The 26532-nt window shown below is 71.3% G+C and carries 23 protein-coding genes; 10 read left to right on the forward strand and 13 right to left on the reverse strand.

Annotation, left to right across the window (positions count from 1 at the left end):
• Positions 1-50 precede the first annotated feature (50 nt).
• The 3 genes from ABD978_RS16290 to ABD978_RS16300 all read left to right on the forward strand — a co-directional run bounded on the left by ABD978_RS16290 (position 51) and on the right by ABD978_RS16300 (position 3043).
• Entirely contained in the window at positions 51-986 is a 936-nt protein-coding gene (locus tag ABD978_RS16290; RefSeq protein ID WP_345354391.1) for an ABC transporter ATP-binding protein, read from the forward strand.
• Positions 979-1761, forward strand: coding sequence for an ABC transporter permease (locus ABD978_RS16295; RefSeq protein ID WP_345354393.1), 783 nt, complete (start codon positions 979-981; stop codon positions 1759-1761). The genes ABD978_RS16290 and ABD978_RS16295 overlap by 8 nt, the downstream gene beginning before the upstream one ends.
• A 70-nt stretch (positions 1762-1831) precedes the next feature.
• Positions 1832-3043, forward strand: a complete 1212-nt coding sequence (locus ABD978_RS16300; protein ID WP_345354395.1) for an MFS transporter — start codon at positions 1832-1834, stop codon at positions 3041-3043.
• Positions 3044-3119: 76 nt separating this feature from the next.
• Here ABD978_RS16300 and ABD978_RS16305 read toward each other — a convergent pair whose 3' ends face one another.
• Positions 3120-4361: a helix-turn-helix domain-containing protein gene (locus ABD978_RS16305; RefSeq protein ID WP_486303912.1), complete on the reverse strand. Its 1242-nt coding sequence runs from the start codon at positions 4359-4361 to the stop codon at positions 3120-3122.
• A 129-nt stretch (positions 4362-4490) separates the two neighbouring features.
• Between ABD978_RS16305 and ABD978_RS16315 the strand changes: the two genes are divergently transcribed.
• Entirely contained in the window at positions 4491-4865 is a 375-nt protein-coding gene (locus ABD978_RS16315; protein ID WP_345354397.1) for a hypothetical protein, read from the forward strand.
• 705 nt (positions 4866-5570) lie between these two features.
• Here ABD978_RS16315 and ABD978_RS16320 read toward each other — a convergent pair.
• Both ABD978_RS16320 and pdxR read right to left on the reverse strand, forming a co-directional pair.
• Positions 5571-5825, reverse strand: coding sequence for a hypothetical protein (locus ABD978_RS16320; protein ID WP_345354399.1), 255 nt, complete (start codon positions 5823-5825; stop codon positions 5571-5573).
• Positions 5826-5902: 77 nt separating this feature from the next.
• Positions 5903-7318 carry a MocR-like pyridoxine biosynthesis transcription factor PdxR gene (gene pdxR / locus ABD978_RS16325; protein ID WP_345354401.1) on the reverse strand — a complete coding sequence of 472 codons (1416 nt, stop codon included), beginning with the start codon at positions 7316-7318 and terminating at the stop codon, positions 5903-5905.
• 85 nt (positions 7319-7403) lie between these two features.
• Between pdxR and ABD978_RS16330 the strand changes: the two genes are divergently transcribed.
• Complete coding sequence (locus tag ABD978_RS16330; RefSeq protein WP_345354403.1) at positions 7404-8357, forward strand: DMT family transporter; 954 nt, start codon at positions 7404-7406, stop codon at positions 8355-8357.
• Positions 8358-8390: 33 nt separating this feature from the next.
• Here ABD978_RS16330 and ABD978_RS16335 read toward each other — a convergent pair whose 3' ends face one another.
• On the reverse strand, positions 8391-8642 hold the full coding sequence (locus tag ABD978_RS16335) for a hypothetical protein (protein WP_345354405.1): 252 nt from the start codon (positions 8640-8642) through the stop codon (positions 8391-8393).
• A 135-nt stretch (positions 8643-8777) separates the two neighbouring features.
• On the opposite strand from ABD978_RS16335, the gene ABD978_RS16340 reads away from it, so the two are divergent.
• Entirely contained in the window at positions 8778-10418 is a 1641-nt protein-coding gene (locus tag ABD978_RS16340; RefSeq protein WP_345354407.1) for a fumarate hydratase, read from the forward strand.
• A 37-nt stretch (positions 10419-10455) separates the two neighbouring features.
• Here the strand turns inward: ABD978_RS16340 and ABD978_RS16345 are convergent, their stop codons facing one another.
• Positions 10456-11682 (reverse strand): serine/threonine-protein kinase, encoded by a 1227-nt coding sequence (locus ABD978_RS16345; protein ID WP_345354410.1) that lies wholly within the window; start codon positions 11680-11682, stop codon positions 10456-10458.
• Between the two features lie 188 nt (positions 11683-11870).
• On the opposite strand from ABD978_RS16345, the gene ABD978_RS16350 reads away from it, so the two are divergent.
• Both ABD978_RS16350 and ABD978_RS16355 read left to right on the forward strand, forming a co-directional pair.
• Positions 11871-13979, forward strand: a complete 2109-nt coding sequence (locus ABD978_RS16350) for a serine/threonine-protein kinase (protein ID WP_345354412.1) — start codon at positions 11871-11873, stop codon at positions 13977-13979.
• 92 nt (positions 13980-14071) lie between these two features.
• The gene (locus ABD978_RS16355) at positions 14072-15475 is read left to right on the forward strand and encodes a class II fumarate hydratase (RefSeq protein WP_345354414.1); all 1404 of its coding nucleotides are present in this window, start codon (positions 14072-14074) and stop codon (positions 15473-15475) included.
• Positions 15476-15676: 201 nt separating this feature from the next.
• On the opposite strand, the gene ABD978_RS16360 is transcribed toward ABD978_RS16355, so the two are convergent.
• The 8 genes from ABD978_RS16360 to ABD978_RS16395 form a co-directional block, all read right to left on the reverse strand.
• Positions 15677-16141: an aggregation-promoting factor C-terminal-like domain-containing protein gene (locus ABD978_RS16360; protein ID WP_345354416.1), complete on the reverse strand. Its 465-nt coding sequence runs from the start codon at positions 16139-16141 to the stop codon at positions 15677-15679.
• Between the two features lie 301 nt (positions 16142-16442).
• A complete protein-coding gene (locus ABD978_RS16365; protein WP_425550721.1) occupies positions 16443-16919 on the reverse strand; it encodes an aggregation-promoting factor C-terminal-like domain-containing protein in 477 nt (158 codons plus the stop codon).
• A 418-nt stretch (positions 16920-17337) separates the two neighbouring features.
• Positions 17338-18171 (reverse strand): aggregation-promoting factor C-terminal-like domain-containing protein, encoded by an 834-nt coding sequence (locus ABD978_RS16370; RefSeq protein WP_345354420.1) that lies wholly within the window; start codon positions 18169-18171, stop codon positions 17338-17340.
• A gap of 585 nt (positions 18172-18756) precedes the next feature.
• A complete protein-coding gene (gene phoH2, locus ABD978_RS16375) occupies positions 18757-20064 on the reverse strand; it encodes an RNA 5'-3' helicase PhoH2 (RefSeq protein ID WP_345354422.1) in 1308 nt (435 codons plus the stop codon).
• A 162-nt stretch (positions 20065-20226) separates the two neighbouring features.
• Positions 20227-20991, reverse strand: coding sequence for an isoprenyl transferase (locus ABD978_RS16380; protein ID WP_345354425.1), 765 nt, complete (start codon positions 20989-20991; stop codon positions 20227-20229).
• 37 nt (positions 20992-21028) lie between these two features.
• Positions 21029-21649, reverse strand: coding sequence for a hypothetical protein (locus ABD978_RS16385; RefSeq protein WP_345354427.1), 621 nt, complete (start codon positions 21647-21649; stop codon positions 21029-21031).
• Positions 21650-21914: 265 nt separating this feature from the next.
• Positions 21915-23450: a phosphoenolpyruvate carboxykinase gene (locus ABD978_RS16390; RefSeq protein WP_345354429.1), complete on the reverse strand. Its 1536-nt coding sequence runs from the start codon at positions 23448-23450 to the stop codon at positions 21915-21917.
• Positions 23451-23727: 277 nt separating this feature from the next.
• Positions 23728-24252, reverse strand: coding sequence for a hypothetical protein (locus ABD978_RS16395; protein WP_345354431.1), 525 nt, complete (start codon positions 24250-24252; stop codon positions 23728-23730).
• Between the two features lie 114 nt (positions 24253-24366).
• Here ABD978_RS16395 and ABD978_RS16400 point away from each other — a divergent pair, with 114 nt between their 5' ends.
• Entirely contained in the window at positions 24367-25896 is a 1530-nt protein-coding gene (locus tag ABD978_RS16400; RefSeq protein ID WP_345354433.1) for a DHA2 family efflux MFS transporter permease subunit, read from the forward strand.
• Entirely contained in the window at positions 25877-26494 is a 618-nt protein-coding gene (locus ABD978_RS16405) for an acyl-CoA-like ligand-binding transcription factor (protein ID WP_345354435.1), read from the forward strand. Before ABD978_RS16400 ends, ABD978_RS16405 begins: the two co-directional genes overlap by 20 nt.
• The last annotated feature ends 38 nt before the right edge of the window (positions 26495-26532 follow it).

The following is a 26532-nucleotide window of genomic DNA, read 5'->3' on the forward strand; positions in this document are numbered from 1 at the left end:
CGACGATATTCGCTGGCGCGGCGTTGTGGACGGTTCGTACCGTGGAGACCATGGCGGACCTCCCGGCGATCACCCTGCGCGACGTCGTCAAGCGGTACCGCGACAAGGACGGATCGCAGATCACCGCGGTCGACGGCCTCACGCTCGACGTGCCGACCGGGGTCTGCCTCGGCCTGCTCGGCCCGAACGGCGCCGGCAAGTCGACCACCATGCGGATGCTGACCGCCCAGTCCCGCGCCGACGAGGGCGCCATCACCGTCCTGGGCCACCCCGTCCCGGCCGAGTCGAAGGAGGCGCGGGCGCTCATGGGTGTCGTCCCGCAGACCGACAACCTCGACGAGGAGCTCACCGTCCGGCAGAACCTCGAGGTCTTCGCGCACCTGTACCGCGTCCCCCGGGCCGGGCGGCGCCGGGCCGTCGACCGCGCCCTGGAGATCGCCCGGCTCACCGAGCGTGCCAGGACCCGCGTCGTGAACCTGTCCGGCGGCATGCGCCGGCGGCTCCTCGTCGCCCGCGGGCTCGTGCACTCCCCGCGGCTCGTCCTCCTCGACGAGCCCACCGTCGGCCTCGACCCCCAGGTCCGCGCCGATCTGTGGGGCCTGATCGCCGCGCTGCGCGACGAGGGCACGACCGTGCTGATGTCCACCCACTACATCGAGGAGGCCGAACGCCTCGCCGACACCTGCGCGCTGATGGCGGACGGCCGGATCGTCGCGCAGGGCACGCCCGGCGACCTGATCGCCCACCACGCGGGCGACAGCGTCGAGGAGCACCAGGGCCCGCCCGACCGGCTCGCGGAGATCGAGGCGCTCGTACGCCAGGCCGGCCTGCCCACCCGCCGCACCGGCCCGACCGTGTCGGTGCTGCGGGCCGAGCACATCCCGCCGTCGCTGGCCGCCGCGCTCGGCGACGGCGACCGGGTCGTACGGCGGGCGGCCAGCCTCGAAGACGTGTTCGTCGTCCTGACCGGAGACAACGGTGGCTGACACGAGACTCCGCCGGTTCGAGTGGGCGCCCGTGCGCGGCGTCTGGCGGCACGAGCTGGCCCTCTTCCGGCGTTACTGGACCTCCTCGTCGTTCGCCTCGACCGTCGAGCCGACCTTCTACCTGCTGGCGTTCGGCTTCGGCTTCGGATCGCTCCTGGGCAGCGTCGCCGGCTACCGCTACGTCGACTTCGTCGGTACGGGGGTCGTGGCCACGGCCGCGCTGTTCACGTCGGTGTTCCCGGGGATGTTCAACACCTACATCCGCCGGATCTACCAGCACTCCTACGACGCGATGCTGGCGGCGCCGGTGGACGTGCACGAGCTCGTGGCCGGCGAGGCGTCGTGGATCGCCGTCAAGAGCGGGCTGTTCTCCTGCGTGCCGCTGCTGGTCGCGATGGTCTTCGGCCTGCGCCCCTCCGTCGGCATGCTCGCCGTACCGGTGGTCACGATCCTCACCGCGACCGGGTTCGCACTGTTCGGCGTGTGGACGTCCACGGTGGTCCCGTCGATCAACAGCTTCGACTACGTGATCACGGGGATCCTGACCCCGCTGTTCCTGGTCGCGGGCACGTTCTTCCCGATCAGCGCGCTGCCGGCCTGGGCCCACACGGTGGCGCGCGTCAACCCGCTGTACCACTGCGTCGAGCTGGTCCGGCACGCCGTGTTCGGCCTCCGGCCGCTGACGGACCTCGGCCACGTGGGCGCGCTCGCGCTGTTCGCGGCGTTGATGTGGATGCTCGCCGTCCGCGGCATGCGCCGCCGCCTCATCGACTGAAGCCGCTATTGACCCCCGGTGACCTGGTATCTACGCTGACGCGAACGTATTTCACGTTCCGGAGGGCAGCGTGGCGGCGGACATCGACGAACCGACTCGGCGCGGCCGGCGCGCGGCGTACGCGGCCTTCGGAGTGCAGGGGCTCTCCTTCGCCGCCCTCGTGACCCGCATCCCGGAGTTGCAGAAGGCGCACGACCTCAGCGACGGCGCCCTCGCGCTCGTCCTGCTGGCCGTCCCGGTGGTCGCCGGGCTGGGCAGCGTCCTCGCCGGTTCGCTCATGGCCCGGCATGGCAGCGGGATCGTGCTGCGGATCGCCCAGCCGCTCGTCCTCGTGTCGATCGTCGCGATCGGCGTCGCGCCCGGGAACCTCGCGCTGTACGGCACGGCGGCGCTGTTCGGCCTGTTCGTCGGCGCGGTGGACGCGTCGATGAACGCCCAGGCGGTGACCGCCGAGACCCGGTACGGCAGGAGCCTGCTCACCGGGTTCCACGCCGTGTGGAGCGCGGCGGGCATCCTCGCGGGCCTGTGGAGCGCGCTCGCCAACCGGATCGACATGGGCCTCGGCACCGGATTCGCCGTCCCGGCGGTGCTCGGCATGGCGGTGTCCCTGGTGGCCGGCCGCCGCCTGCACCCGAAGGCGATGGAGGCCGCCGGGCCCAGCATGGAGCAGCTGAAGGCCGCCGCCAAGAGGGTGCCGTGGAGGCCGATCATCATCATCGGCGCCGCGGTGACGTGCATGTACATCGCGGACTCGGCGACCTCGAGCTACAGCGCGAAGTACCTCAAGGACGACCTGCACGCCTCCTCCGCCGTCGCCCCGCTCGGCTACGTCGCGTACCAGGTCTGCATGATGCTGAGCCGGACCGGCGCGGACCGGCTCGTCCAGGCCCGTGGCGCCGCGAAGGTCGTGGCGGCGGGCGGGCTCATCGGCGGTCTCGGGCTGCTCACCGCCGCGCTCTCGCCCGATCCCCTGGCCGCCATCATCGGGTTCGCCGTCGCCGGGGTCGGCCTGTCCGTCGTCGTCCCCACGTCCTTCTCGGCGGCCGGCAGGCTCGACCCGACAGGACTCGGCATCGCCGTCTCCCGGGTGAACGTCTTCAACTACGCGGGGTTCGTGCTCGGCGCGGCCATCGCGGGCGCGGTCGCCTCCGACCTGTGGCTCGCCTACGTGGTGGGCGCCGCGCTGTGCCTCGTGGTCCTGGTGACGGCGCGAGCCTTCGAGCCGGTGCCGGTCGACGGCGCGCTGCCGAACTCCGCCGTCGCCGAACGCCCCGTCGCCTGAGCGGCGGCACACACCGGCACACCGAAAGCTCGGTAAAGCCGCCGCTACGTCGCAAGATGACTCGCTCGATCAGTTTTCAAGCCCGACAGGCGTAGTCGTCGATAAGGTCCCGGACTTCCCGGACATCGCGGAACGGGCGGAGGCGAGCGAGGACGACCTGAGAGCGCCGAGTGGTGCGCTCGCTCGGCATATCGGCTGAGAGTTCCAGCACACGACGAGCCGTATGCGCGGCCTCCTCGGGCTCGTTGGCATCCGCGAGGGCGACCGCGAGCCAGGATAGATACAGCGCGAGTTCTCGAGCGTGCGTGCTGTCGTACCGGCCGAGCACCTCGGTCAGCACGGGCACCGCTCGCAGCGGACGTCGCAACTCCACGTGGACACGGGCTTCCATGATCTGAAGCTCGTCCTCGTCGACCCAGTAGAGATAGGACGGGTCTTCGCCGCCGTGCTGGGAGAGAGCCTCGGATGCCCGTCCGAGGGCCCGGATCGCTGAGGGCGCCTGACCGGTCTTCGCATATGCCCAGGCGACCCGGTCCCAGAACAACGCCTTCGCCCGAGGCGGCGCGTCGTCACCTGCCTCGTCGAGCGCAGCGGTGGCGAGACTCAGACCGGTTTCGAAAGCTCCCGTATTGGTCTGGTGATAGGCGAGGGAACCGACCAGGTTGGCCGCTGATGTCCGGTCACCGGCCTCACGTGCCGCGCTGATACCGAGTTGGTAGACCTCCTCGGCCCGCTGGTCAAGACCTGCGTCACTGGCGATCCAGCCGGCGACCTGTGCCAGCTCGCTGATCGCGGCCAGGAAGGTCCGGCCGACCTGCTCGCTGAAACCGCCTGCCCGGTGCATGGCCACAGCCGTGTCCAGCTCTCGTAGTGCCGGGCCGATCAGGTCGCCGCCGGCCAGCACGTCGTCCGCGAGGCGCAGCCGGTGAATGCGGACCAAAAGGTCGGCGACCGCGTCAGAACCGATTCGCCACCCGGTCGCGCCGCCGAACCGCGACGCCGGCACGTCGTCCTCCGAGAAGCCGTAAGCGAAGAATTCCGCATGTGCGTCCATGTGAGGCGGCTGCTGACCTCCGAACGCGAGAGTAGCTCGTCTTTCCAGTTCTTCTAACGAGACTTCCAGCGCCTCAGCGAGATACGGGAGCCAGAATCGAGGCGTACGCCGCCCTCGCTCGTACCGGCTGATCTCGTGACGGGTGACCGTCGGGCAGCCGGAAAGATCACAGAGGATCTCGGCGAGGCGTCGCTGGCTCTTACCGGCTCGTCGGCGCAGGTCCGCGAGATATGCACCGAATTCCTCATTCGCACCACTTGGCATTGACTCGCCCTTCCCGGAAAGCCTAGTGGCCCCCCACCTGGCTCCCCTACCGCGAATTACTACAGGGTCTTATTGGTCTGCAAAGCGCAGCCTTCCAAATTCATCGTAACTCCGCGAGAAGGGAATCCCATGACCGAATCAACGACGAATCCGCAGGACGGTGTCCTCCGGCAGGAGCGGGCGGTCCGGGCCCGGCTGGACGAACTCGCCACGGCGCTGCGGGGCCACGGGCTGGAGGTGCGGGTGGGGACCAGCGCCCTGATGGCCTGGAACCCCAAGGCATCGATGACCGATGATCCGCGTGGGGAGGCGATGAATCCGGGTCTCTCGCAGTACGTGGCCATCGCCCCCGACGATGGATCGCTGAACTGGTACTGGTGCTGGACCGGCCCCTCCCGCGACGCGCCGCTGGAGACGGAGTACATGTGCCCGGCCGAGGAGATCGACCGCGCCGCCACCCTCATCACGAAGGTTCTGCGCGTCACCGACGAAGGCCGCCCGTGAGCACGCCGTGGCCGTACCCCCAAGGTCGCGCGGTCCCGGGGGAACCCGTCACTCGCGTCGATCCGCCGGTCTTACCGGCCGCGCGGCCGTACAGAGCGGGACCTGGGTGGTGGCTCACGCGCCTGCGAGCCGAGTTCCCACGCTGGGGAATCCTGTTCGACCCGTGGAGATCCACCTGGATCGCCGTGCGAGGACGACACGACATCGAGGTCGCTCCGACGGCGATCGCGCTTCATGACGCCCTCGCGGCGCGCGGTCTCACGCCGGCGCCGGTCAGCGGGCCGTGCCGAACTCCGCCGTCGCCGAACGCCTGGTCGGCTGAGCCTGCGGCGCGCCGGCGCACCTAATGCTCGGTGAAGCCGCCGCCGCGTCACGAGAGTGCGGCCTTTGGCGGGTATGCGGCCGCCTTTGCCGAGCGTTTTGTGCAGCGGTCTCCGCAGGTTGCATCACCCGGGTCGCCCGTCCTCTTTCACCGGCGTCTACCCAGAGGAGAATTCGTCTCCCCAGAGTAGACACCGCCAGAAACGACGCCCCGCCCGGCGGGCGGACCGTTCTCCCCGGCCGGCGACGCCCGCATCCCTCGCCGTGCCGCACAGTCAGCGGTCGACCAACATGTGTTCCACCGGACACGTTCTGGGCGGAAGCCCCGGTGGAAACATCTACCGCGTCCCCGCTGGTGGCGGGAACGCGGTGTCGGCGGCGGGCTTATGGCCTGGAGGGGTGGCTCATCTCCTGTTGGAGGCGGCGCATGGCCTCCTCACCGGCGCGTTCGGCCTCCTCGGGGGTCTTGATCTCGGTGAGGGCGATCCGCAGGGCGGCCTCTGCGGCGTCGGCCGCCGCGCGGGCGGTGATGGCGTGGGTATGAGCGCGTTCGATGTCGCCGAGGCCGATGCAGTCGAAGGAGACCTGCGTGTCGTGGGCGGCGAGTTCGAGCTGGCGGGCGGCTTCGTCAAGACTCATTCTTGATCCTCCTCATCGCCGCACGTCCTACCCGCGTTCAACACTTCGACACAACCATTTCGGCCGCGTCTCGGCCCTCAGGGCGAGACGGCCTGCGCCAGGAGGTCGACCGCCTCGGCGAGCCGGCGTTCCGGCAGGCGCGCGTAGCCGACGACGATGGCGGGCGGACCCGGGTGCCGTACGCGCATCGGCGCGACCCCTTCGACCGCGACGCCCAGCGCGGCGGCTCGGGCGACGACCTCGGCCTCGTCCGTACCGGCGGGCAGCTCGACGTACGCGTGCAGTCCGGCGGAGACTCCGTGGACGCGGACCTGCGGCAGGCGCCGCGTCAGGGCGGCGGCGAACGCGTCACGGCGGTCCCGGTAGCGCCGCCGCATGCCGCGCAGGTACCGGTCGTACGCTCCGGTGGCGATCAGCCGGGCGAGGACGTGCTGGTCGAGCACTGCCGGACCGAGGTCGTACAGCGCCCGCGCGGCGCGCAGCCGGTGCGCCAGCCACGGTGGTGCGACCGCCCAGCCGAGCCGCAACGCCGGGGACAGCGCCTTGCTCACCGATCCGGCCAGGACGACCCGCTCGGGGGCCAGGCCCTGGAGGCAGCCGACCGGGTCCCGGTCGTACCGGAACTCCCCGTCGTAGTCGTCCTCGATGATCAGGGCGTCGACGGCACGCGCCCACTCGACCAGTGCCGCGCGACGGCGAGGCGACAGGACGACGCCGGTCGGGAACTGGTGCGCCGGGGTGATGAGCAGCGCCCGCGCCCGCGTGCGGGCCAGGGCGGCGACGTCGATCCCCTCCTCGTCCACGGGGACGCCGACCAGCCGTATGCCGGTCGCCCGGATCAGCGGGAGCTGCTGGTGGGCCAGGGGGTCCTCGACGGCGAGCAGCCGGTGGCCCTCCTCGCCGAGGACGCGGGGAACGGTCGCCAGCGCGTGGGCCACTCCGGCGGTGATCACGACCGTGTCCGGCTCGGTCACGGCGGCGCGCACGCGCGCCAGGTACCCCGCCAGCTCGGTCCGCAGCCGCCGGGTCCCGGCCGGGTCGGGGTAGTTCAGCTCGGCGTACGGGAGGTCCCGCAGCACGTCCCGCGTCGTCGCCGCCCACAGGTCCCTCGGGAACGACGTCAGGTCCGGCTTGCCCGGCCGCAGGTCGTACGCGATGCCGGGTGGGTCGACCGGTCCGGCCGCCGTACCGGCGGCGAGCCGGAGGACTCGCCGGTGCGCCGAGCCGGTGGCCGTCGGCGGCGGGGGCGCGGCGGTGCGGGCCACCCGCGTGCCGTCGCCCTGCCGGGAGACGAGGAACCCCTCGGCGACGAGCTGTTCGTACGCGGTCACGACCACGCCTCGGGAGACCTTCAGGTCATCGGCGAGGTCGCGGGTGGAGGGCAGCCGCCGGCCGGGGGTGAGCGTTCCGCGTCGTACGAGGTCACGGAGCCCGTCGGCGACCTGTACGGCGAGCCGGCCGGTGGAACGGTCGAGCGTCAGATGCAGGTCCACACGCGCCGCCCTCCGGAATGGTCCTCGTTACGGGTGATCGATTGGTCCTCGTGCCCGGACCAATGACTGCCTAGCGTCTCAGTCCATGGAGCAGAGCACCAGCCCGCGCGGCCTCGTCCAGGCCGCGACCGCGATGACCCTTGTCGGCACGCTGACCGCCGTGTCCGCGGCGATCGCCCGTTACCCGGTGTACGGCGGCCAGGCCGTCCGTTACGCGGTCGCCGCCGTGATCCTCCTGGTCGTCGCCCGGCTGAGCGAGCGGTCCCGTGGGCCCCGGACGCGCCGGCGCCTGAGGCTCCGCGAGTGGGCGCTGGTCACGGCGCTCGCCGCGACCGGGCTGGCGGGCTTCAACGTCTGCATCGTCGAGGGGACGCGGTACACCACACCCGCGATGATCGGCACGGTGGTGGGCGCGGTCCCGGTGCTCCTCGCGGTCATCGCGCCGCTGCTGGAGCGGCGGCGCCCCGCCCCGCGTCTCGTGGTGGCCGCGGTCATCGTGGCGCTGGGCGCGGCGGCGGCCAACGGGCTCGGCGGCGGCAGCGTCCCCGGCCTGCTGCTGGCCCTCGGCGCCCTGGCCGGCGAGATGGCCTTCTCGCTCCTCGCCGTGCCGCTCCTGCCCAGGCTCGGGCCGATCCGGGTGTCGGCGTACTCGGCGGCCGCCGCGACCCCGATGCTGCTCGGCACCGGCCTGCTCGTGGACGGCACCGCCGTCGTGCGGGTGCCCACCGCCGGCGAGCTGGCGGGGTTCGCGTACCTGGTGGTCGTCGTGACGGTCGGGGCATTCCTGCTCTGGTACGACGCGCTGGGCAGGATCGGCGCGGACCGGGCCGGGCTGTTCGCGGGCCTGATCCCGGTGAGCGCGGCGGTCACGACGATGGTGCTCGGACTGGGCACGCCGAGCGCGGCGGAACTCACCGGCGCCCTTCTGGTCGGGTGCGGCGTCGCGGCCGGTCTCGGCGGCCCGCGGCGGTCGGCGCCGGCGGTCGCCGTACCGCCGGATCAGGAACCCGCGGGGGTCACGGGGGCGCCGTGTCCGTGACGCCGGGCGGCGCGGTGGCCCCGGACCGCCGGCTCACACCGAGTGCCGGCGATGCGGCAGGTGGCGCCTTACCGACGCCGATGTCATTCTCGACCGGAGGCGCCACGAGGCCGGTTTGGGGAGCGTGCCGATCGGCCACTCGCGATCGACGTTCCGCAGGACGATCGCCAGCAGGCTGATCACGATCGCGGAGACGATCACGATGCCGAAGATCGCGATCACCAGGTAGAAAAGGGCCGGGTGGTGGAACTCGCCGCCCGGGGCGGCATAGGTGTTGAACAGCATGACTCCCCCCTTCGCCCGTATTACCCCCCGTGCAGCCCTGCGGCAAGGGACTTCCGTCCCGAGGCGCGTTCGGTCCTGGAACCGGGCGGTCCTAGGCTTGGGGACCACACCACCGTGTCGTCAGCGAGGAAGCCGATGCCCGAATTCGCCTTCACCGAGCTACTCCCCCAGGGTTCGGACGAGACCGAGTACCGCCTGCTCACGAGCGACGGGATCAGCGAGTTCGAGGCGGGCGGCCGTACGTTCCTGCAGGTCGAGCCCGAGGCGCTCCGGCTGCTCACCGAGACGGCGATCCATGACATCTCCCACCTGCTCCGGCCCGCGCACCTGACGCAGCTCCGGAAGATCCTCGATGACCCGGAGTCGTCGCCCAACGACCGGTTCGTCGCCCTCGACCTGCTGAAGAACGCCAACATCGCGGCGGCGGGCGTGCTCCCCATGTGCCAGGACACCGGTACCGCCATCGTGATGGGCAAGCGCGGCCAGCACGTCCTGACCGACGGGGACGACGAGCGCCACATCGCCCGGGGCGTCTACGACGCGTACACGAAGCTGAACCTCCGCTACTCCCAGATGGCGCCGCTGACCATGTGGGAGGAGAAGAACACCGGCAGCAACCTGCCCGCCCAGATCGAGCTGTACGCCGCGCCCGGCGACGCGTACAAGTTCCTGTTCATGGCCAAGGGCGGCGGCAGCGCGAACAAGTCGTTCCTGTACCAGGAGACCAAGGCCGTCCTGAACCCGAACCGGATGCTCTCCTTCCTGGAGGAGAAGATCCGGTCGCTCGGCACCGCCGCGTGCCCGCCGTACCACCTCGCCATCGTGGTGGGCGGCACGAGCGCGGAGTACGCCCTCAAGACCGCCAAGTACGCCTCGGCGCACTACCTCGACACGCTGCCGACCGAGGGGGGCCCGACCGGCCACGGCTTCCGCGACCTGGAGCTCGAGCAGCAGGTCTTCGAGCTCACCCAGAAGCTCGGGATCGGGGCGCAGTTCGGCGGGAAGTACTTCTGCCACGACGTCCGCGTCGTCCGGCTGCCCCGCCACGGCGCGTCGTGCCCGGTGGCGATCGCGGTGTCCTGCAGCGCCGACCGGCAGGCCCTGGCGAAGATCACTCGAGACGGCGTGTTCCTCGAGCAGCTGGAGAACGACCCGGCGCGCTACCTGCCCGAGACGACCGACGACGACCTCGAGGGCGAGGTCGTCCGCATCGACCTGAACCGCCCGATGGACGAGATCCGCGCCGAGCTCGGCCGGTACCCGGTCAAGACGCGGCTGGCGCTCACCGGGCCGCTCGTCGTCGCCCGCGACATCGCCCACGCCAAGATCAAGGAGCGCCTGGACGCCGGCGAGCCGATGCCGCAGTACCTGCGCGACCACGCCGTGTACTACGCCGGGCCGGCCAAGACCCCGGAGGGCTACGCGAGCGGTTCGTTCGGCCCGACGACGGCCGGCCGGATGGACTCCTACGTCGAGCAGTTCCAGGCGGCCGGCGGCTCACTGGTGATGCTGGCGAAGGGCAACCGCAGCAAGCAGGTCACCGAGGCCTGCAAGGCACACGGCGGCTTCTACCTCGGCTCGATCGGCGGCCCGGCCGCCCGGCTGGCCCAGGACTGCATCAAGAAGGTCGAGGTGCTGGAGTACCCGGAGCTCGGCATGGAGGCGGTCTGGAAGATCGAGGTCGAGGACTTCCCCGCCTTCATCGTCGTGAACGACAAGGGCGAGGACTTCTTCGCGGACACGACGGGACCGCTGCTGACCATCGGGCGGCGCTGACGCGTCGGGAGTTCCTCGGCCCGGCCTCAAGGGTCGGCTACTCCCCGTTGCCCTTCCCCTTGCCGCTGTTCTCGTTCGGGCCGTTCCCCTTGCCGTTGTTGCTGTTGCCGTTGTTGCCCTTGCCCTTGTTCACGGCGCTCTGATCGGTCTTGGCCTGGGTCGGTGAGACGGCGGCGGCCGGGCTCGTCCTCGCGGGCGTGCGGCGGGACACGGTACGGCGCGTGGCGGGCGGGGTGCCCGCCGAGGCGGGTTGTGGCGGTGCGTGGCCGCGCGGCCGGAGGGAGGGCGTGCCGGGCCGGGGCGACCCGACGGTGGCGCCGCCGGTGGGCGGCCGGCTCTCCCCCTGGTCCGTTCCGTAGAGCAGCGCGGCGACGACGGCGGCGGCCGTGGCGGCGACCACCGCGGCGACCAGGGCCGGTACGACCGGTCGCCGCGCGTACCCGGCCTTCTGCGGCGCCGTGGCGGCGACGCCGAGGCGCGCGAGGAGTTCGGCGGGTCGCGGCCGCTCCGCGGGGTCTTTCGCCAGTGCCGCCGCGACCAGCGGGCGGAGCGACGCGTCCAGCCCGGTCAGGTCGGGCGGCTGGTGGATCACCCGGCCCGCCAGTTCGTCGCCGTCCCCCTCACCGAACGGGTTGCGGCCGAGCCCGGCGTACGCCACGAGACAGCCCCAGCCGAAGACGTCGGACGCGGCGGTTGCGGGCTGCCCGGTCAGCCGCTCCGGAGGGATCCAGCCGGGACTGCCCATTACGACGCCGTCCCTGGTCAGCCCGCCGGAGGCGGGCAGCCGCTGGGCGATCCCGAAGTCGATGATCCGCGGGCCGGTGGGCGTCAGCAGGACGTTCGCGGGCTTGAGGTCCCGATGGACCATGCCCGCCCCGTGAATCGCGGTCAGGGCGCGCGCGACCCCCGTCGCGAGGGCGCGCAACTGCTCCGGCCGCAGGGGTCCGCCGGTGTCGACGATGTGCGCGAGCGACGGGCCCTCGACGTACTCGGTGATCAGGTAGGGCGGCCGCTCGGCGGTGCCGTCGGCGAGCACCCGCGCCGTCCAGCCCCCCGGCACCCGCCGCGCGCAGTCCGCCTCGCTCTGGAAACGGAGGCGCAGGATCTCGTCGTCGGCGTCTTCGGGGCGTGCGGTCTTGACCGCGACGAGCCCGCCGTTCCGGTCGCGCCCCAGGTAGACGACGCCCATCCCGCCCGAGCCCAGCCTGGCCACCAGACGATGCCCGCCGATGGCCGCGGGGTCGTCGACCTCCAACGGGAGCACACCGGAAGCGACGACGGTGGGTCCACCGAGCCCCGAAGCCGAAAAGGTTTCCATCCTCACGCCTCTTCCGACGGCGTCGACACCAGATGTGCCGTTCAGCTTCGATCTTGCAGTGGCACCGACGTGAGTGCAAGATCACGGTAGGGATCCGCGTGCCGCGCCCCGCACACGCGGGTATCTTGCGCTTCGTGGCCGAGTCTCAGGACCGCTTGCTCTCCGGTCGTTACCGGCTGATCGAGGAGATCGGCCGGGGCGGCATGGGCGTCGTCTGGTGGGCGCACGACGAGGCCGCTGACCGTGAGGTCGCCGTCAAGGAGGTCCACCTCCCGCCCAGCCTGAGACCCCGCGAGCGGCTGAACCTCATCAAGCGCACGAACCGCGAGGCGATGTCCGCGGGCCGGCTGAACCACCCGAACCTCATCGCCATGTACGAGGTGGTGGTCGAGGACGACCGTCCCTGGCTCGTCATGGAGTACGTCGCGGCCCGGTCGCTGGAGGACGTCTTCGTCGACGACGGCCCGATCTCCCCCGTACGCGTCGCGGACATCGGCCGGCAGTTGCTCGACGCCCTGCGCGCCGCGCACGAGGCCGGCATCGTCCACCGCGACGTCAAGCCCAGCAACGTCCTGCTGGAGAACTCCGGGCGGGTGGTCCTCACCGACTTCGGCATCGCGACGTACGAGGGCGCCACCACCCTCACCCAGTCGGGGACGTTCATGGGCTCCCCCGCGTACGTCGCGCCGGAGGTCGCCCGCGGCGAGCGCGCCTCGCCCGCCTCGGACCTGTGGTCGCTCGGCGCCACGCTCTACGCCGCCGTCGAGGGGCGGCCCCCGTACGACTTCGAGACCGCGATGGCCACGCTCAGCGCGCTGGTCACCGCCGAGCCCGACCCGCCGGTCCGCGCCGGACAGCTGCGCCCGCTGCTCGACGGGCTCCTGCAGAAGGACCCCGTACGGCGGCTGACGACCGAACGCGCCGTCACACTGCTGGCCACGACCACGGCGCCGCCGCTGCCGCCCCGGCCGGCGGAGGCGTCGCGCACCCGGTCGAGCAGACGGTCCAGCCATGAGTGGTCCAGCCGGGAGCAGTCCGGCCTCCGGCGGACCGGCCGCCCGCAGCCCACCCCGCCCGGCTTAGGCGCCTCCGGCCGAGCGCGGACCACCCCGCCCGGCTTAGGCGCCTCCGGCCGAGCGCGGACCACTCCGCCCGCGCTCGGCGGCTCGGATCGCGCGCGGACCACTCCGCCGGCCCTCGGCGGCGCGGACCGTGAGCGGTCCGCTCCACCCACTGCCGGGGGTTCCGATCCGGCGTGGTCCGCTCCATCCGCCACGGGGGATTCCGAACGGACGCGGTCCGATCCGCCCGGCGCCGGGGGTTCCGAACGGACGCGGTCCGGTCCACCCGCCACCGAGGGTTCCGATCGGGCGCGGTCCGGTCCACCCGCCGCCGGGGACCACGGTCGCCGGTCCGCGCTGCCCGGCCTCGGGCCGACCGGTGCCGCGGAACAGGTTCCGCCGGGTCTCGGCCCGCCCCGCCGGGCCCAGCCCACGCCGCCTGGTCCGGGACGCCCCGGGCCAGGCCGGACCAGCCAGGATCTGCCGACGGTCGGAGCGCCGGACCGGGCGCCCGCGCGGTCGACGGCGGGCTGGCTGCCCGTCCCGAGGCCGGAGGGCCCCGGAGCGCCGGACGCCGGATCCGTCCGCGGCTGGCACCGATGGCTGAACCGGCGGGGAGCGCTCGCCCTGGTGACCGGCGGTGTGCTGGCCCTGGCGGTGGCGGCCGGCGTGCTCGCCGGGCTGAACGGCTGGGCCGGCTCGCGGAACGCCCCTTCCGGCGCCCGCCCGTCCGCCACCTCCCCGGCCACGGCGCCCGGGAGTCCCGCCGCCACCTCGTCCCCGACGCTCACCGCGCGGTCCCCGGAGGCACTGCCCGCCACACTGCTGGACGCGTCGGACCGGCCCGTGTCGCGCCGGGTCGCGAAGCGAAGCGGCACCTGGCCGGGCACGTCGACGCTGACGCTCAGCGTTCCCGACCACGGTCGCCGCGTCGGTGTCCTCCTCGTATGCCGGTCCGGTGCCCGCCGGCTGTCGTTCACGGCCTACGCCCTGGGCGCTTCCGGCCGCACGGTGCACGGCGAGTGCGCGGCCAACGGTCACCGGTTCGCCGCGCCGCCCGAACTCCGGCTTCCCTCCGGCGTCTCGCACGCCCGGATCCGCGTACGCCTGCGCCGCGGCCCGGAGGCCGGCACCGGTCCCGTCGAGTGGCTCGCCGGAGCGTACGAGTCCCTGACGAGGTGAGCCGCGCTCGGGTTCCGCCTGGGAATACGGCTGGCACTCCGTGAGTCGGGTAAGGACGGGGACGATGACGACTGCTACCCGGAGAACGACCCATGAGTGAAGCACAGGAGTTCCGTGTCGAGCATGACTCCATGGGGGAGGTACGCGTTCCCGCATGGGCCAAGTGGCGGGCCCAGACCCAGCGTGCGGTGCAGAACTTCCCCATCTCGGGACAACGGTTGGACCGTGCCCACATCGCCGCGCTCGGCCACATCAAGGCGGCCGCCGCGAAGGTCAACGCCGACCTCGACGTGATCGACAAGGGGATGGCCGACGCGATCGCGGAGGCCGCGCTGGAGGTCGCGAACGGCGACCATGACGCGCACTTCCCGATCGACGTCTTCCAGACCGGTTCGGGGACCTCGTCGAACATGAACACCAACGAGGTCGTGGCCACGCTGGCCGAGGAGCGGCTCGGACGGCCGGTCCATCCGAACGACCACGTGAACGCCTCGCAGTCGTCCAACGACGTGTTCCCGTCCTCGATCCACATCGCGGCGACCGGGCTGGTCGTGGACGAGCTGATGCCCGCCCTCCGGCACCTGGCGGGCGCGCTGGAGCGCAAGGCCGAGGAGTTCGGGTCCGTCGTGAAGTCGGGCCGGACGCATCTGATGGACGCCACTCCGGTCACGCTGGGCCAGGAGTTCGGCGGCTACGCGGCCCAGGTACGGTACGGCGCCGAGCGGCTGGAGGCCGTGCTGCCCCGGCTCGCCGAGCTGCCGCTGGGCGGTACCGCCGTGGGCACCGGCATCAACACCTCCCCCGGCTTCGCCGAACGCGTCATCGCCGAGCTGGCCCGGGTCACGGGCCTGCCGCTCACCGAGGCCCGGAACCACTTCGAGGCCCAGGGAGCGCGCGACGCCCTCGTCGAGACGAGCGGCGCGCTCAAGACGATCGCGGTCGGCCTCACGAAGATCGCCAATGACCTGCGCTGGATGGGCTCGGGGCCGCGCGCCGGGCTGAGCGAGATCCGGCTGCCCGACCTCCAGCCCGGCTCGTCGATCATGCCGGGCAAGGTCAACCCGGTGATTCCCGAGGCGGTCTGTCAGGTCGCCGCGCAGGTCATCGGCAATGACGCCGCGATCGCGTTCGGCGGCGCGGCGGGCAACTTCGAGCTGAACGTCATGCTGCCGATGCTCGCCCGGAACATCCTGGAGTCGATCCGCCTGCTGGCGAACGTCTCCCGGCTGTTCGCCGACCGGTGCGTCGAGGGCATCGAGGCCGACGCCGACCGGTGCCGTGAGTACGCCGAGTCGTCGCCGTCGATCGTCACGCCGCTCAACCGGTACCTCGGGTACGAGGAGGCCGCCGCGGTCGCCAAGCAGGCGCTGCGGGAGCGCCGGACCATCCGTGAGGTCGTTCTCGAGCGGGGTCACGTGGACGCCGGCCGGTTGACGGTGGAGCAGCTCGACGCCGCCCTCGACGTCCTCGCGATGACCCGGCCCGCCGGTTCCTGACCCGATCCCGACCCGCCCCGCAGGTTCCCGACCCGGCTCCGACCCCGACCCGCCCCGCAGGTTCCCGACCCGGCTCCGGTTCCGGCCCGGGCCGGGCCGGGGGTGACCCGGTCCGCGGCCGTACCGGGGTGCTCCGGGCCCGGCCCGGTCCGGCCGGCCCGTGCGGCCGGCCGGATCCCTGCCGGATCGGTGCGCACCGGATCAGTACCAGCCGGTGGCCGCCGAGTGACCCAAGGCCGCGCAGGGATTCCCGTAGCGGCTCTGGATGTAGCCCAGTCCCCACTTGATCTGGGTGGCCGGGCTCGTCCGCCAGTCCGAACCGGCGGTGCGCATCTTGTCCGCCGGCAGCGCCTGCGGGATGCCGTACGCACCCGACCACGGGTTGCGGGCCCGGTGGTTCCAGCTGCTCTCGCGCATCCACAGGCGATCGAGGCACTGGTACTGCCGGTACGACCAGCCGTGTTCGACGAGGAACGGCAGCGCGAGCACCCTGTTGCGCTCGGAGATCGACAGCTGTGGCTGCCGGGGCGGCACCATGTCGGGCCACGCGTGGGCGGGTACCGCGCCGAGTGCGAGGGGCTCTCCCGCGAGTCCGGTGATCAGAGCGGCGGCGCTGCCGAGCGCGGCCACGCCGCTCCGGGAGAGTCCCGTCAGTTTGAGGTCCAAGTCGGCTCTTCCGTCAGCCGGGGCGCCGGTCACGCTCCGAGCGGGCCTTCACTCCGCCGTCGGCTGCCCTATGGGCGACCGGGCCACCGGACGGCGCCCCCGTGGGGGCGCCGTACGCGACGTTTCGCGCTTCGGAGTGACGGTGACGGAGCGTCCCGGCTGGGAGCGGTCCGCCACCACGCCATGACACGTTCCGTGACACGCCCGGCTCGACACCGCTCCCGGCTGCGTTTGTGCCGCTCTTTTACCGAGTTGTTGCCGCCGATCAGGAGTGTCGCGGTGGAGCGGCGGTCGATCGGTCTCAGTACCAGCCGGTCCTGTGCATGTGTGACCATGCGCGGCAGGGCGTCGTGTAGCGGCCCTTGATGTACGCCAGACCCCATTTGATCTGGGTCGCCGGGTTGGTCTTCCAGTCCTTGCCGGCGCTGCGCATCTTCTTGCCGGGCAGGGCCTGGGGGATGCCGTAGGCGCCCGACCAGGGGTTGTGCGCCTTGTGGTTCCAGTTGCTCTCGCGGTTCCAGAGCTTTACCAGGCAGGTGAACTGGCTCTTGTAGGTGCGCGTCCAGCGCTTCTTCACGAGCGGCTTGGCGATGTGCTCGTTCCGCTGCTTGCGGGTGAGCTTCTTCTGCGCGCTGACGGTGACGTACCGTGCGGCCGCCGTGGTCGGCGCCGTGGCCTGGGCCGGTGCCTCGGCGGTGAGACCGATGCCGAGGCAGATGCCGAGGGAGAGGACGACGGCCTTGACCACGGAGTACCCATGCGGGCGGTTGGGGAACAAGAAGGACCCTTCGTCAGCCGACGCGCCGGTCGCGCGGCAAGCGGTGTCCGCCTCGGCCGAAGCAGCCTTCATGGAGCGGGAGGAAGGCGACCGGGCCATCGGCGGCGTCGCTGTCGGACGCCGTGTCCGGCCGTGAGGGACGGCCGGATTCCGAGGCGGTGCGGCGGATGTTCCGCCGCGCCGGCACCGCGGGCGTTGCGCGTTCCCGCGGGTGGGGCTCCGCGGGCGTTTCCGGCCCTGCGGATGGTGCTCCGCAGACGTTCGAGGATCCTGCGGATGGAGCTCCGCGGGCCGTTTCACGATCCCGCGGATGGCGCCCCGCAGGCCTGTCCGGTCCTGCGGGTGGAACTCCGCGGGTGGTTCAGGAGCCCGCGGGCGGGGCCCGGCGGCCGGTGGCCGCCGGGCCGGGGAAGGCCTGTCAGTACCAGCCGGTGCTCTGCGAGTGCGCCCAGGCGCCGCAGGGGGTGCTGTAGCGGCTCTTGATGTAGCCGAGGCCCCACTTGATCTGCGTGGTGGCGTTGTTCTGCCAGTCGGGCCCGGCGCTGGACATCTTCGAGCCGGGCAGCGCCTGCGGGATGCCGTACGCGCCGGAGGGGTTGGCCGCGTGCACCCGCCAGCCGCTCTCACGGTTCCACAGGTTCACGAGGCAGCCGAACTGCGTGCTCGGGTCGAATCCGTAGCTCGGCAGCAGCGACTTCGCGATCTGCTGAGCCTCGCCGGCCGGAACGGGGTTGCCGGCGCTGCCCCCCGGCGGCGTGGGCGTGGGGGTCTTGGTGGGGATCGGCTCGCCCTTGGCCAGCAGCGACGGCCGGTCCTTCTCGCTCCGGGCGGCGCGGAGGGCGCGCTTCTGCAGTTCCTTGCGGCGCGCGGTCTCAAGGCTCTTGCGCTGCTGCTCCGTCATCGGAGCCGGTGCCTGCGCCTGGGCCTGGACCTGCTGGGCCGGGGGTTCGGCGGACTTCTTGCCCGAGCCGGAGTCGCCGCCGGTGAGCGCGAAGGCGGCGGTGCCACCGCCGACGACCACGGCCGCCGCAGCGGCGATCGCGCCGATCTTCAGCAGCCTGCCCGAGGAGCGGCGGCCGCGGCCCGCCGGCTCGGATTCGTCGTCTCCGGGACCGCCGGGGCCGTTCGGCGGCAGCGGGCCGCCGGGAGGAACCGCGCCGAGGTCGTGGCGGGTGTCCGCGGGGTCGTAGTCGTGGCGAGTGGCCTCGAAGCCATCGGCCGGGGCGGTTTCGGCCGTCCCCGGGAGGGGCATCGCAGAGGTGGCGCCTGAGAGATCCGGCCGCTCGGGCTGTGGCTCGAGGGGAGAACCGGCGACCTTCACGTCCTCGGCGGACGGGGGCTGGTTCTCGGCGAAACGAGCGTCGCCGTGAGGCTCCGTGCCGTCTTGTCGATCGTCTCGCCCGGGGGACCCGAAACGGTCTCCGTACAAGGCGGTCCTTCCGACGGTCGCACGCGCATGGGCACGCGTACGAGTGCCTTCACCCCCGGTGCCGTCGCGGTCTCCGGCGCGGCACCCTGGGCGGGCATGCCTCCCGACGTACGGCGCAGGGGGGACGCGCCGGGACCGGGGGGTGTCCCACAGGAGTGCTTACGGCGGACAACACTGCATTAAGACGGGGGGTACTCCGCAACCGGAATGGCGTGACTGATCTCACGCCTAATCACGCCACAGTGGACACATGCGGCCGAATACCCGCGACCAACAGGGAGTTCGTATGGTGGCGCGATCGTTATGTGATGTTGGTCACACCATGACGATTCCCGCGCGCGCGACTCCGCTCCGTGACGAAAACGGGGCTCCCCCGAATGAGATCGAGGGAGCCCCGCCGTCGTCCGATCAGACGCCGACGTCGCCGAGCGTCTCCGTCACGAGGGCGGCGATCTGCGAGCGCTCGGACCTGGTCAGGGTCACGTGCGCGAACAGCGGGTGGCCCTTGAGCTTCTCGACCACGGCCACGACGCCGTCGTGGCGGCCGACGCGCAGATTGTCACGCTGTGCGATGTCGTGGGTCAGCACCACGCGCGAGCCGGTGCCGATGCGCGACAGCACGGTCAGCAGCACCCCGCGCTCCAGCGACTGCGCCTCGTCGACGATCACGAACGAGTCGTGCAGCGAGCGGCCGCGGATGTGGGTCAGCGGCAGGACCTCGAGCATGCCGCGGTCGAGGACCTCCTCGACGACCTCGGGCGTGGTCATCGCCGACAGCGTGTCGTAGACGGCCTGGCCCCAGGGCGACATCTTCTCGTTCTCGGTTCCGGGCAGGTAGCCCAGCTCCTGCCCGCCGACCGCGTACAGCGGCCGGAAGACCACGACCTTGCGATGGCTGCGGCGTTCGAGGACGGCCTCCAGGCCGGCGCAGAGCGCCATCGCGGACTTGCCGGTGCCCGCCCGCCCGCCGAGCGAGATGATGCCGATGTCCTCGTCCATCAGCAGGTCCAGCGCCACCCGCTGCTCGGCCGACCGCCCGCGCAGACCGAAGACCTCACGGTCGCCGCGCACGAGCTGTACCGACTTGTCGGGCAGCACGCGCCCGAGGGCCGAGCCGCCGGTCGAGATCAGCCGGAGCCCGGTGTGGCACAGCAGGTCGCGCGCCGCGTCCAGCTCGAGCCGGCCCGCGTCGTACAGCTCCTCCAGTTGCTCGGAGGTCACCTCGAGCTCCGCCATGCCCGTGTGACCCGTCTCGACGACCGTCTCGGCGCGGTACTCCTCCGCCGCCAGGCCGACCGACGCGGCCTTCACCCGCAGCGGCAGGTCCTTGGACACGAGTACGACGTCGTACCCCTCCTGGGACAGCGACAGCGCCACCGTGAGGATCCGGGTGTCGTTGTCGCCGAGCCGGAACCCGGCCGGCAGGACGGACGGATCGGAGTGGTTGAGCTCGACTCGGACCGTTCCACCCTCGTCGCCGATCGGCAGCGGCTCGTCCAGGCGGCCGTGGGCGACGCGCAGGTCGTCCAGGGTGCGCAGGGCGTTCCGAGCGAAGTAGCCGAGTTCCGGGTGGTGGCGCTTGGCCTCGAGTTCAGTGATCACGACGATCGGGAGTACGACCTCGTGCTCGGCGAACCGGGTCAGCGCCCCGGGGTCGGCGAGCAGAACGCTGGTGTCGAGGACGTACGTGCGCCGGGTGGCGGCAGGTGTGGCCACTCGTTCTCCTTCGGGCACCTGCCCAGGCGGGTCGCCTGGGAGAGCGCCCTTTCCTCGGGGGGACCTGGTACGACGCTAGGCCGAGGGAACCGCCCGAGAACAGATGCGCACCGAGTGGTCGACCGGCCGAAACCGGCCGTTCGGTAACGCTCTACAGAAGGTTCAGAAGCCGTAGCGCCGATGCCTCGCGGCGTAGGAACGAATCGCCCGCAGGAAGTCGACCTTGCGGAAGTCAGGCCAGAAGGCCTCGCAGAAGTAGAACTCCGAGTGGGCGCTCTGCCAGAGCATGAAGCCGGACAGGCGCTGCTCTCCCGACGTCCGGATGACAAGGTCCGGGTCGGGTTGGCCGCGGGTGTACAGATGCTCCGCGATGTGCTCCACATCGAGGATCTCGGCCAGTTCCTCGATGCTGGTGCCCCTGCTCGCGTGTTCGTGCAGGAGTGAGCGCACCGCATCAGCGATCTCACGCCTACCTCCATACCCAACGGCGACGTTCACAATCAGGCCAGGAGCGTCAGATGTGCTTTCGGCGGCCTGCTTTAGCACACGGGCGGTTTTGTCGGGCAGGAGGTCGAGCGCGCCGACCGGCTGGACGCGCCAGCCGCCCTGGGCGGCCAGGTCCTCCACGGTGTTCTCGATGATGGCCAGCAGCGGGTCCAGCTCCTGCGCCGGCCGGGTGAGGTTGTCGGTCGACAGCAGCCACAGCGTGACCACCTCGACGCCCGTCTCCTGCGACCACTGGAGCAGCTCGGAGATCTTGTCGGCGCCCCGCTGGTGCCCGGTGGCGACGTCGCGGTGCCCCATCGATCGCGCCCACCGGCGGTTGCCGTCCAGGATCACGCCGATGTGGCGTGGCGCGGTGTCCGGGCGGAGCCTCGTCTCAAGCCGTCGTTCGTAGAGCTTGTAGACCAGGTCTCGCAAACCCATATGCGCGCACCTTCTTCGTCGACGACGCCGGGGGGGATTAGTAGTCAATTATCGCCCCAGACGGCGCATGCCGGGCGCGTACCGGTGAACTCGTGACAACGTCTCGGTAATCGGCGCCCACGAGCCGGGCCTCCACCACCAGGGCCGTCAGGAGGTCGGCGAGCTCCGCCGAGGTCAGGACCGCGCGCACGCCCTGGCCGTCCGGGCCCCAGGCCTCCACGACGGCGCGCCGGGACAGCCGCCACTCGCCGCCGCGGTGGTCCGGGCCGGACAGCCAGGTGCACGTCGTACGCAGCGTGCACCGGAGTTCGCCGGTGCCGGGCGTCTCCCCGCGGTCCCGGCGCCGGAACGCGAACAGTTCGGGCTCCCGGGAGACGGGCCGCCGGTCCTCCGTGGCGTCGGTGGCGGCCGGGGGTTCGGGGAAGCGATCCGCCGGGTCGGGCCAGGCCCTGGCCGCCGGTGAACCGTCGACGCGGGCGTCGGCGACCCGGCGGGCGAGCGTGGCCAGGAGGTACCCGCAGCGCTCCCCCACCACGCCGAACGCCCGGCCGTCGCGCTGGAGTTCGAGCGTGACCTCGTACGGGGTGCCCGCCCGGTCACGGACCGGGACCATGATCACCTCGAGCCGCGACCCATCGACGCAGCGTAGTTCTCCCACATGGGTAAGCGTAGATTGCTCGTTTGCTCCAGATCGAGACGTCGCGGGATGCTTGACCCGACGCTGACCCGCCCGGACCTGATATTTCGCCGCTCACGCGGACGGCCGGGCGGGAGGCCCGGCCCGGATACCGCCGACCGACGCAGTACCTCGCCCGGCTACGGACCCGACCGACGCAAGACTGACCCGGCTACGGGGCCGACCGGCGTGAAACGCCCCGGCGGCGGTGTCCCGCCGCCGGGGCGTACCCCATCCCCGCGTTGGCTCAGCCGATCGACTTGACGATCGCGTCGTCCAGACCCGCGAAGGATGAGAGGTATTCCCGACGCTCGGTCTTCAAACGCTCGACCATGGCGTCGTACTCCTCCATCCGGCCCTGCCGCGCGTACAGCCGCCGGGGCTGGATGATCTCGATGTCGTCGATGCCGGGTACGGACGACGCGATCTCGTACCCGAAGTCCGGGTCGTCCTCCCACTCGATCGTGCCCTCGACGATCGCCTGCACGATCGCCGACGAGTGCGGGATCTTGACCTTCTTGGCCCGGTCGTCGCCCTCACCGCCACCGACGCGGCCGGTGTTCAGGACGAAGACCTTCATCTCGTGGCTGTCGAGCAGTTCGAGCATCCGGTTGCCCATGTCGGCCATGTCGCGCGGGAAGAACGGGTTGGTGCCCGGCACCCGCAGGAACTTGCCCTCCTCGTCCTTGCCGCCGGCGCTCGTGCCCGTCGTCTCGCCGAGCATGAAGTACGCGGCCGCCTGCGCGCGGTCGAGCCGGGCCACGCCCGGGACGATGTTCTCGTTGCGGTTCAGGATGAGCAGGAACTCGGCGGGCTCCACCTGGTCGGCCGGCCACGGGTCGACGTACTTGAACGGCCAGGTCGTCCGGCCGTTCTTGGTGTAGGACGTGTCGAAGAAGTCGACCTTGCCGTCGGCGTCGACCGAGACGTTCTCCAGATAGGCGTCGGGTTTCACCGTGGCGTGGTAGATGGTCGGCTCGAATTCGGGGTCCAGCCCGAAGGTCTTGGCGAAACAGCCGTTCTCGGTCGTGTAGACACGCCCTTCCGGCATCAGGGCGATGAAGTCGTCCTGCACGGGCTTGCTGCCGAGCTGGGTGGTGAAAGTCGTCGTCGTCTTGCCGGTGCCGGACAGGCCCACGATGAGCACCGTCTTGTTTTCACCGCCCACCGGGATCACTTTGCAACCCGCGTGCAGGGAAAGGCCGCCGCGCTCATAAACGATGTTGTTCCACATCCGCAGGCCGCCCTTTTTCGACTCACCGAAGTAGTCCGAATTGAAGACCCGCGTGATGCCGGCGCCGAGGTCGACGGCGATGAGCCGGTCGTTCGGGTAGCCCTCCATCGGAAGGTTCGGCGTGTACACCACCGTGGTGTCGGGGTCCCACGTCGCCGGGTCGTAGTCCGCGTCGACCGGGTAGTAGAGCTGCTTCTGCATGCCGGCGACGTTGGCGTTCGACGCCTCGATGACCAGGCGCGCCCTGGTCCGGAAGTCCGGATCGCTGCCGATGTGACCGTCCACGACGACGACGTCGCGCCCGGCGAGGTACTCGTCCTGTGCGGCGGCGACGCGGTCGTACTCCGCCCGGGTGATCGTCTGCTTGGTGGTGTTGGTGGAGTCGTCGACGATGTAGGTGGACTTGGCGCTGCGGCTGTCCACGCGGGCCTTGACCACCACGTTGCCGAACTCGGTCACCTGGGAGTTGGGCATCTTCTCGGTGAGTTCGCGCAGCCGGGCCGCGGTCGGATTCCACTCGACCGACCCGGCCTTGACCTCATACGCCACGATCGCTCCTTCGCACGGGGACACCCGATGATTGATGTCGGGATTTGTTGAGTGTACCCACGTGCGGCATTTTGAACAGCCCTCGGCAAAGTGATCTCAACCGCAGGGAAGGTCGCTAAAGGAGGATTGGTTTAGACCTTTGGATTAGACCATTGGATTAGACCTTTGGCCTAGACCGGGCCGACAATTCTTCTTTTGTTTCGAGCGTGTTTCGGCTTTCTCGATTAAGACACCGGGAACGAAGGCCTTCGAAGAGCCCCTCGGCACGCCGTGCGGCTCAGACCTGAGGGCCGGCGGCCCGCGCGCGCTCGACGTGCAGCAGGGCGTCCCGCAACTCGGCCAGCCACTCGTCGGCGTTCTTCCCGACGAGACGGACGCACCAGGCGAGCGCGTCACTCCGGCTGCGCGCGACGCCCGCGTCGACCAGCGTGTCCAGGACCCTGCGCTCGGGCTGACGGAGCCTGGTCATCACCGGGACGGACAGCGTCGTGAACATGACCTTCTCGCCGCCGCACTCGACGCCCCAGGAGACCTTGCGGGCGAAGCGGTGCTCGGCCTCCCGGGCGATGTCGACCCGGCGATCCCGGGTGTCCTCACGGAACCGCTGGATCAGACCGGCGATCGCCTCGGAGCGCTCCGCCTCGGAGGCGCCCTCGGCGACCTCGGGCTCGGCCAACCGGCCGATGACACTGATCTCCTCGCGATCGAGGACGACCTGCGGCGGCTCCTCGAACCACTCGTCGGGCAGTCGGCCGGAGAACCACCCGCGGAGCTTCTCCTCCGCGCCTTCCGTCGTAGTCATGTAATCATGATTACACAGCATCCCTCCCCAGCCAAGAGCTCCCTGGCGTTGACAGAGACGCGATTCTGAGAGTTACTGTCATTTCAGTGTCGCAATCATTAGGGAGTCACAATCATGACCTCACTCGGTGGTCGGCGGTGGTGGGTGCTCGCCGCCCTCGTCGTCATCCTGCTCGCCGTCAGCCTCGACCTCACCGCGCTCAACATCGCCCTCCCCACGCTGTCCGCGCAGCTCGGCGCGGGGACGAGCGCGCTGCAGTGGATCATCGCCTCATACACCCTCGTCTCGGCCACCCTCCTCATCCCCGCCGGGCTGATCGGCGACCGGTACGGCCGGAAGAAGACGCTGCTCGGCGGCCTGGCGCTGTTCCTCGTCGGCTCGCTCATCGCCACGCTGGTCTCCAGCCCCGCCGGTCTGATCGCGGCCCGCACGCTCATGGGCATCGGCTCGGCGGCCATCACGACGCTCGCCATGTCGGTGCTGGTCGTGGTCTTCCCGCCCGAGGAGCGGCCGAAGGCCCTCGGCGCCTGGGCCGCCGCGTCCTTCCTCGGCCTGCCGCTCGGGCCGATCATCGGCGGCTACCTGCTCGACCACTTCTGGTGGGGTTCGATCTTCCTGATCAACATCCCCGTCTCGGCGGTCGCCCTCGTCCTGGGGTTCATCCTGATCCCCGAGTCCCGGGCCGCCTCCGCCCCCCGGCCGGACTTCGCCGGACTGCTGCTGTCGACCGGCGGCCTGGTCGCCATGGTGTACGGCACGATCCAGGAGGACGAGTACGGCTGGTCCAGCCCCGGCGTGTGGGGCGTGATGGCGGCCGGCGCGGTCGCGCTCGTCGCCTTCGTCGCCTGGACCCGGCACGTCGCCCATCCGCTGATCGACCTGCGCCTGTTCGCCGACCGGCGGTTCACCGGCGGGGTCGTCCCGGCCACGCTGCTGACGTTTGCCATGTTCGGTGTCCTGTTCGTCGCCCCGCAGTACTTCCAGGCCGTACTCGCGACGACGCCGCTCGGGTCCGGGCTGCGGCTGCTGCCCCTCATCGGCGGGCTGGTGGTGTCCTCCCGCCTCGGCGCACCGCTCGTCAAGCGGATCGGCCCGCGCCTCACCATCGCCCTCGGCGGCCTGTTGATCACCGCCGGGATGGTGTACGGCGCGACGACCACCGCCGAGTCGGGCTACGGTCTCGCCGCCTGCTGGCTGACGGTCGCGGGTCTGGGGATGGGGCTGATGCTGCCCGCGTCGATGAACGCCGCCATCAGCGCCCTGTCGGCCGAGCAGGCGGGTGTCGGATCCGCCGTCGTCATGACCGTCCGTCTGGTGGGAGGGGCGTTCGGCGCCGCCGTCCTGGGCAGCCTGCTGTCCGCGGGCTACCGGGGGCGGGTGGACGTCGCCGGGCTGCCGCCCGCGGCGGCCGAGGCGGCCCGGGCCAAGGTCGGAGGCGGGCTGGCGGTCGCCGAGCGCCTGCATGACCCACGGCTGCTGCACTCGGCACGGGCGGCGTTCACCCACGGCATGGACGTCACGCTCCTGGTGGGGGCCGGGATCATGATGTTCGCCGCGCTGCTCGCGCTGATCCTCCTGCCGCGTCGAGGTGCCGACGAGGCCATGGGTAACGGACAATCGACGCATGAGTACGTCTCCGCTTGAACGGTCTCTCGAACAACGCCTCGGCCTGCGGGAACGGAAGAAGCTGAAGACCCGGCGGTCCATCCAGGAGCACGCGCTCCGGCTCTTCCAGGAGCAGGGTTACGAGGCGACGACCGTCGAGCAGATCGCCGAGGCGGCGGAGGTGTCCCCCAGCACGTTCTTCCGCTACTTCCCGACGAAAGAGGACACCGTCCTCACGGACGAGTACGACCCGTTGATCCTCGAGGCGCTCCGCGGGCAGCCGGCGGAGTTGTCCCCGACGGAGGCGCTCCGCAACGTCCTCCGCGAACTCATCGGCGAGATGCTGGCCGCCGACCGGCAGCGGATCCTCGACCGGAGCCGCCTGATGCTGGCCGTGCCGGCCCTGCGCGCCCGCCAGTGGGAGCAGACCAGGGAGACCCAGGACAGGATCGTCGAGGCGCTCGCCGAGCGGCTGGGCCGTCCCGCCGGCGACTTCGAGCTACGGGCGTTCGGCGCCGCGCTCATCGCCGTGTGGGAGACGACGCTCCTGGCCTGGGTGGAGAACGGCGGCGAGGACGACATCCTGGCGCTGCTCGACCACGGCCTCGACTACCTCGCCGCCGGCTGCCCCCTCTGACCTCGCGTGCCGCCTCAGGTCAGGTCGCGTGCTCTCCG

It is taken from the genome of Actinoallomurus liliacearum, assembly GCF_039542035.1.
Lineage (GTDB): Bacteria > Actinomycetota > Actinomycetes > Streptosporangiales > Streptosporangiaceae > Actinoallomurus > Actinoallomurus liliacearum.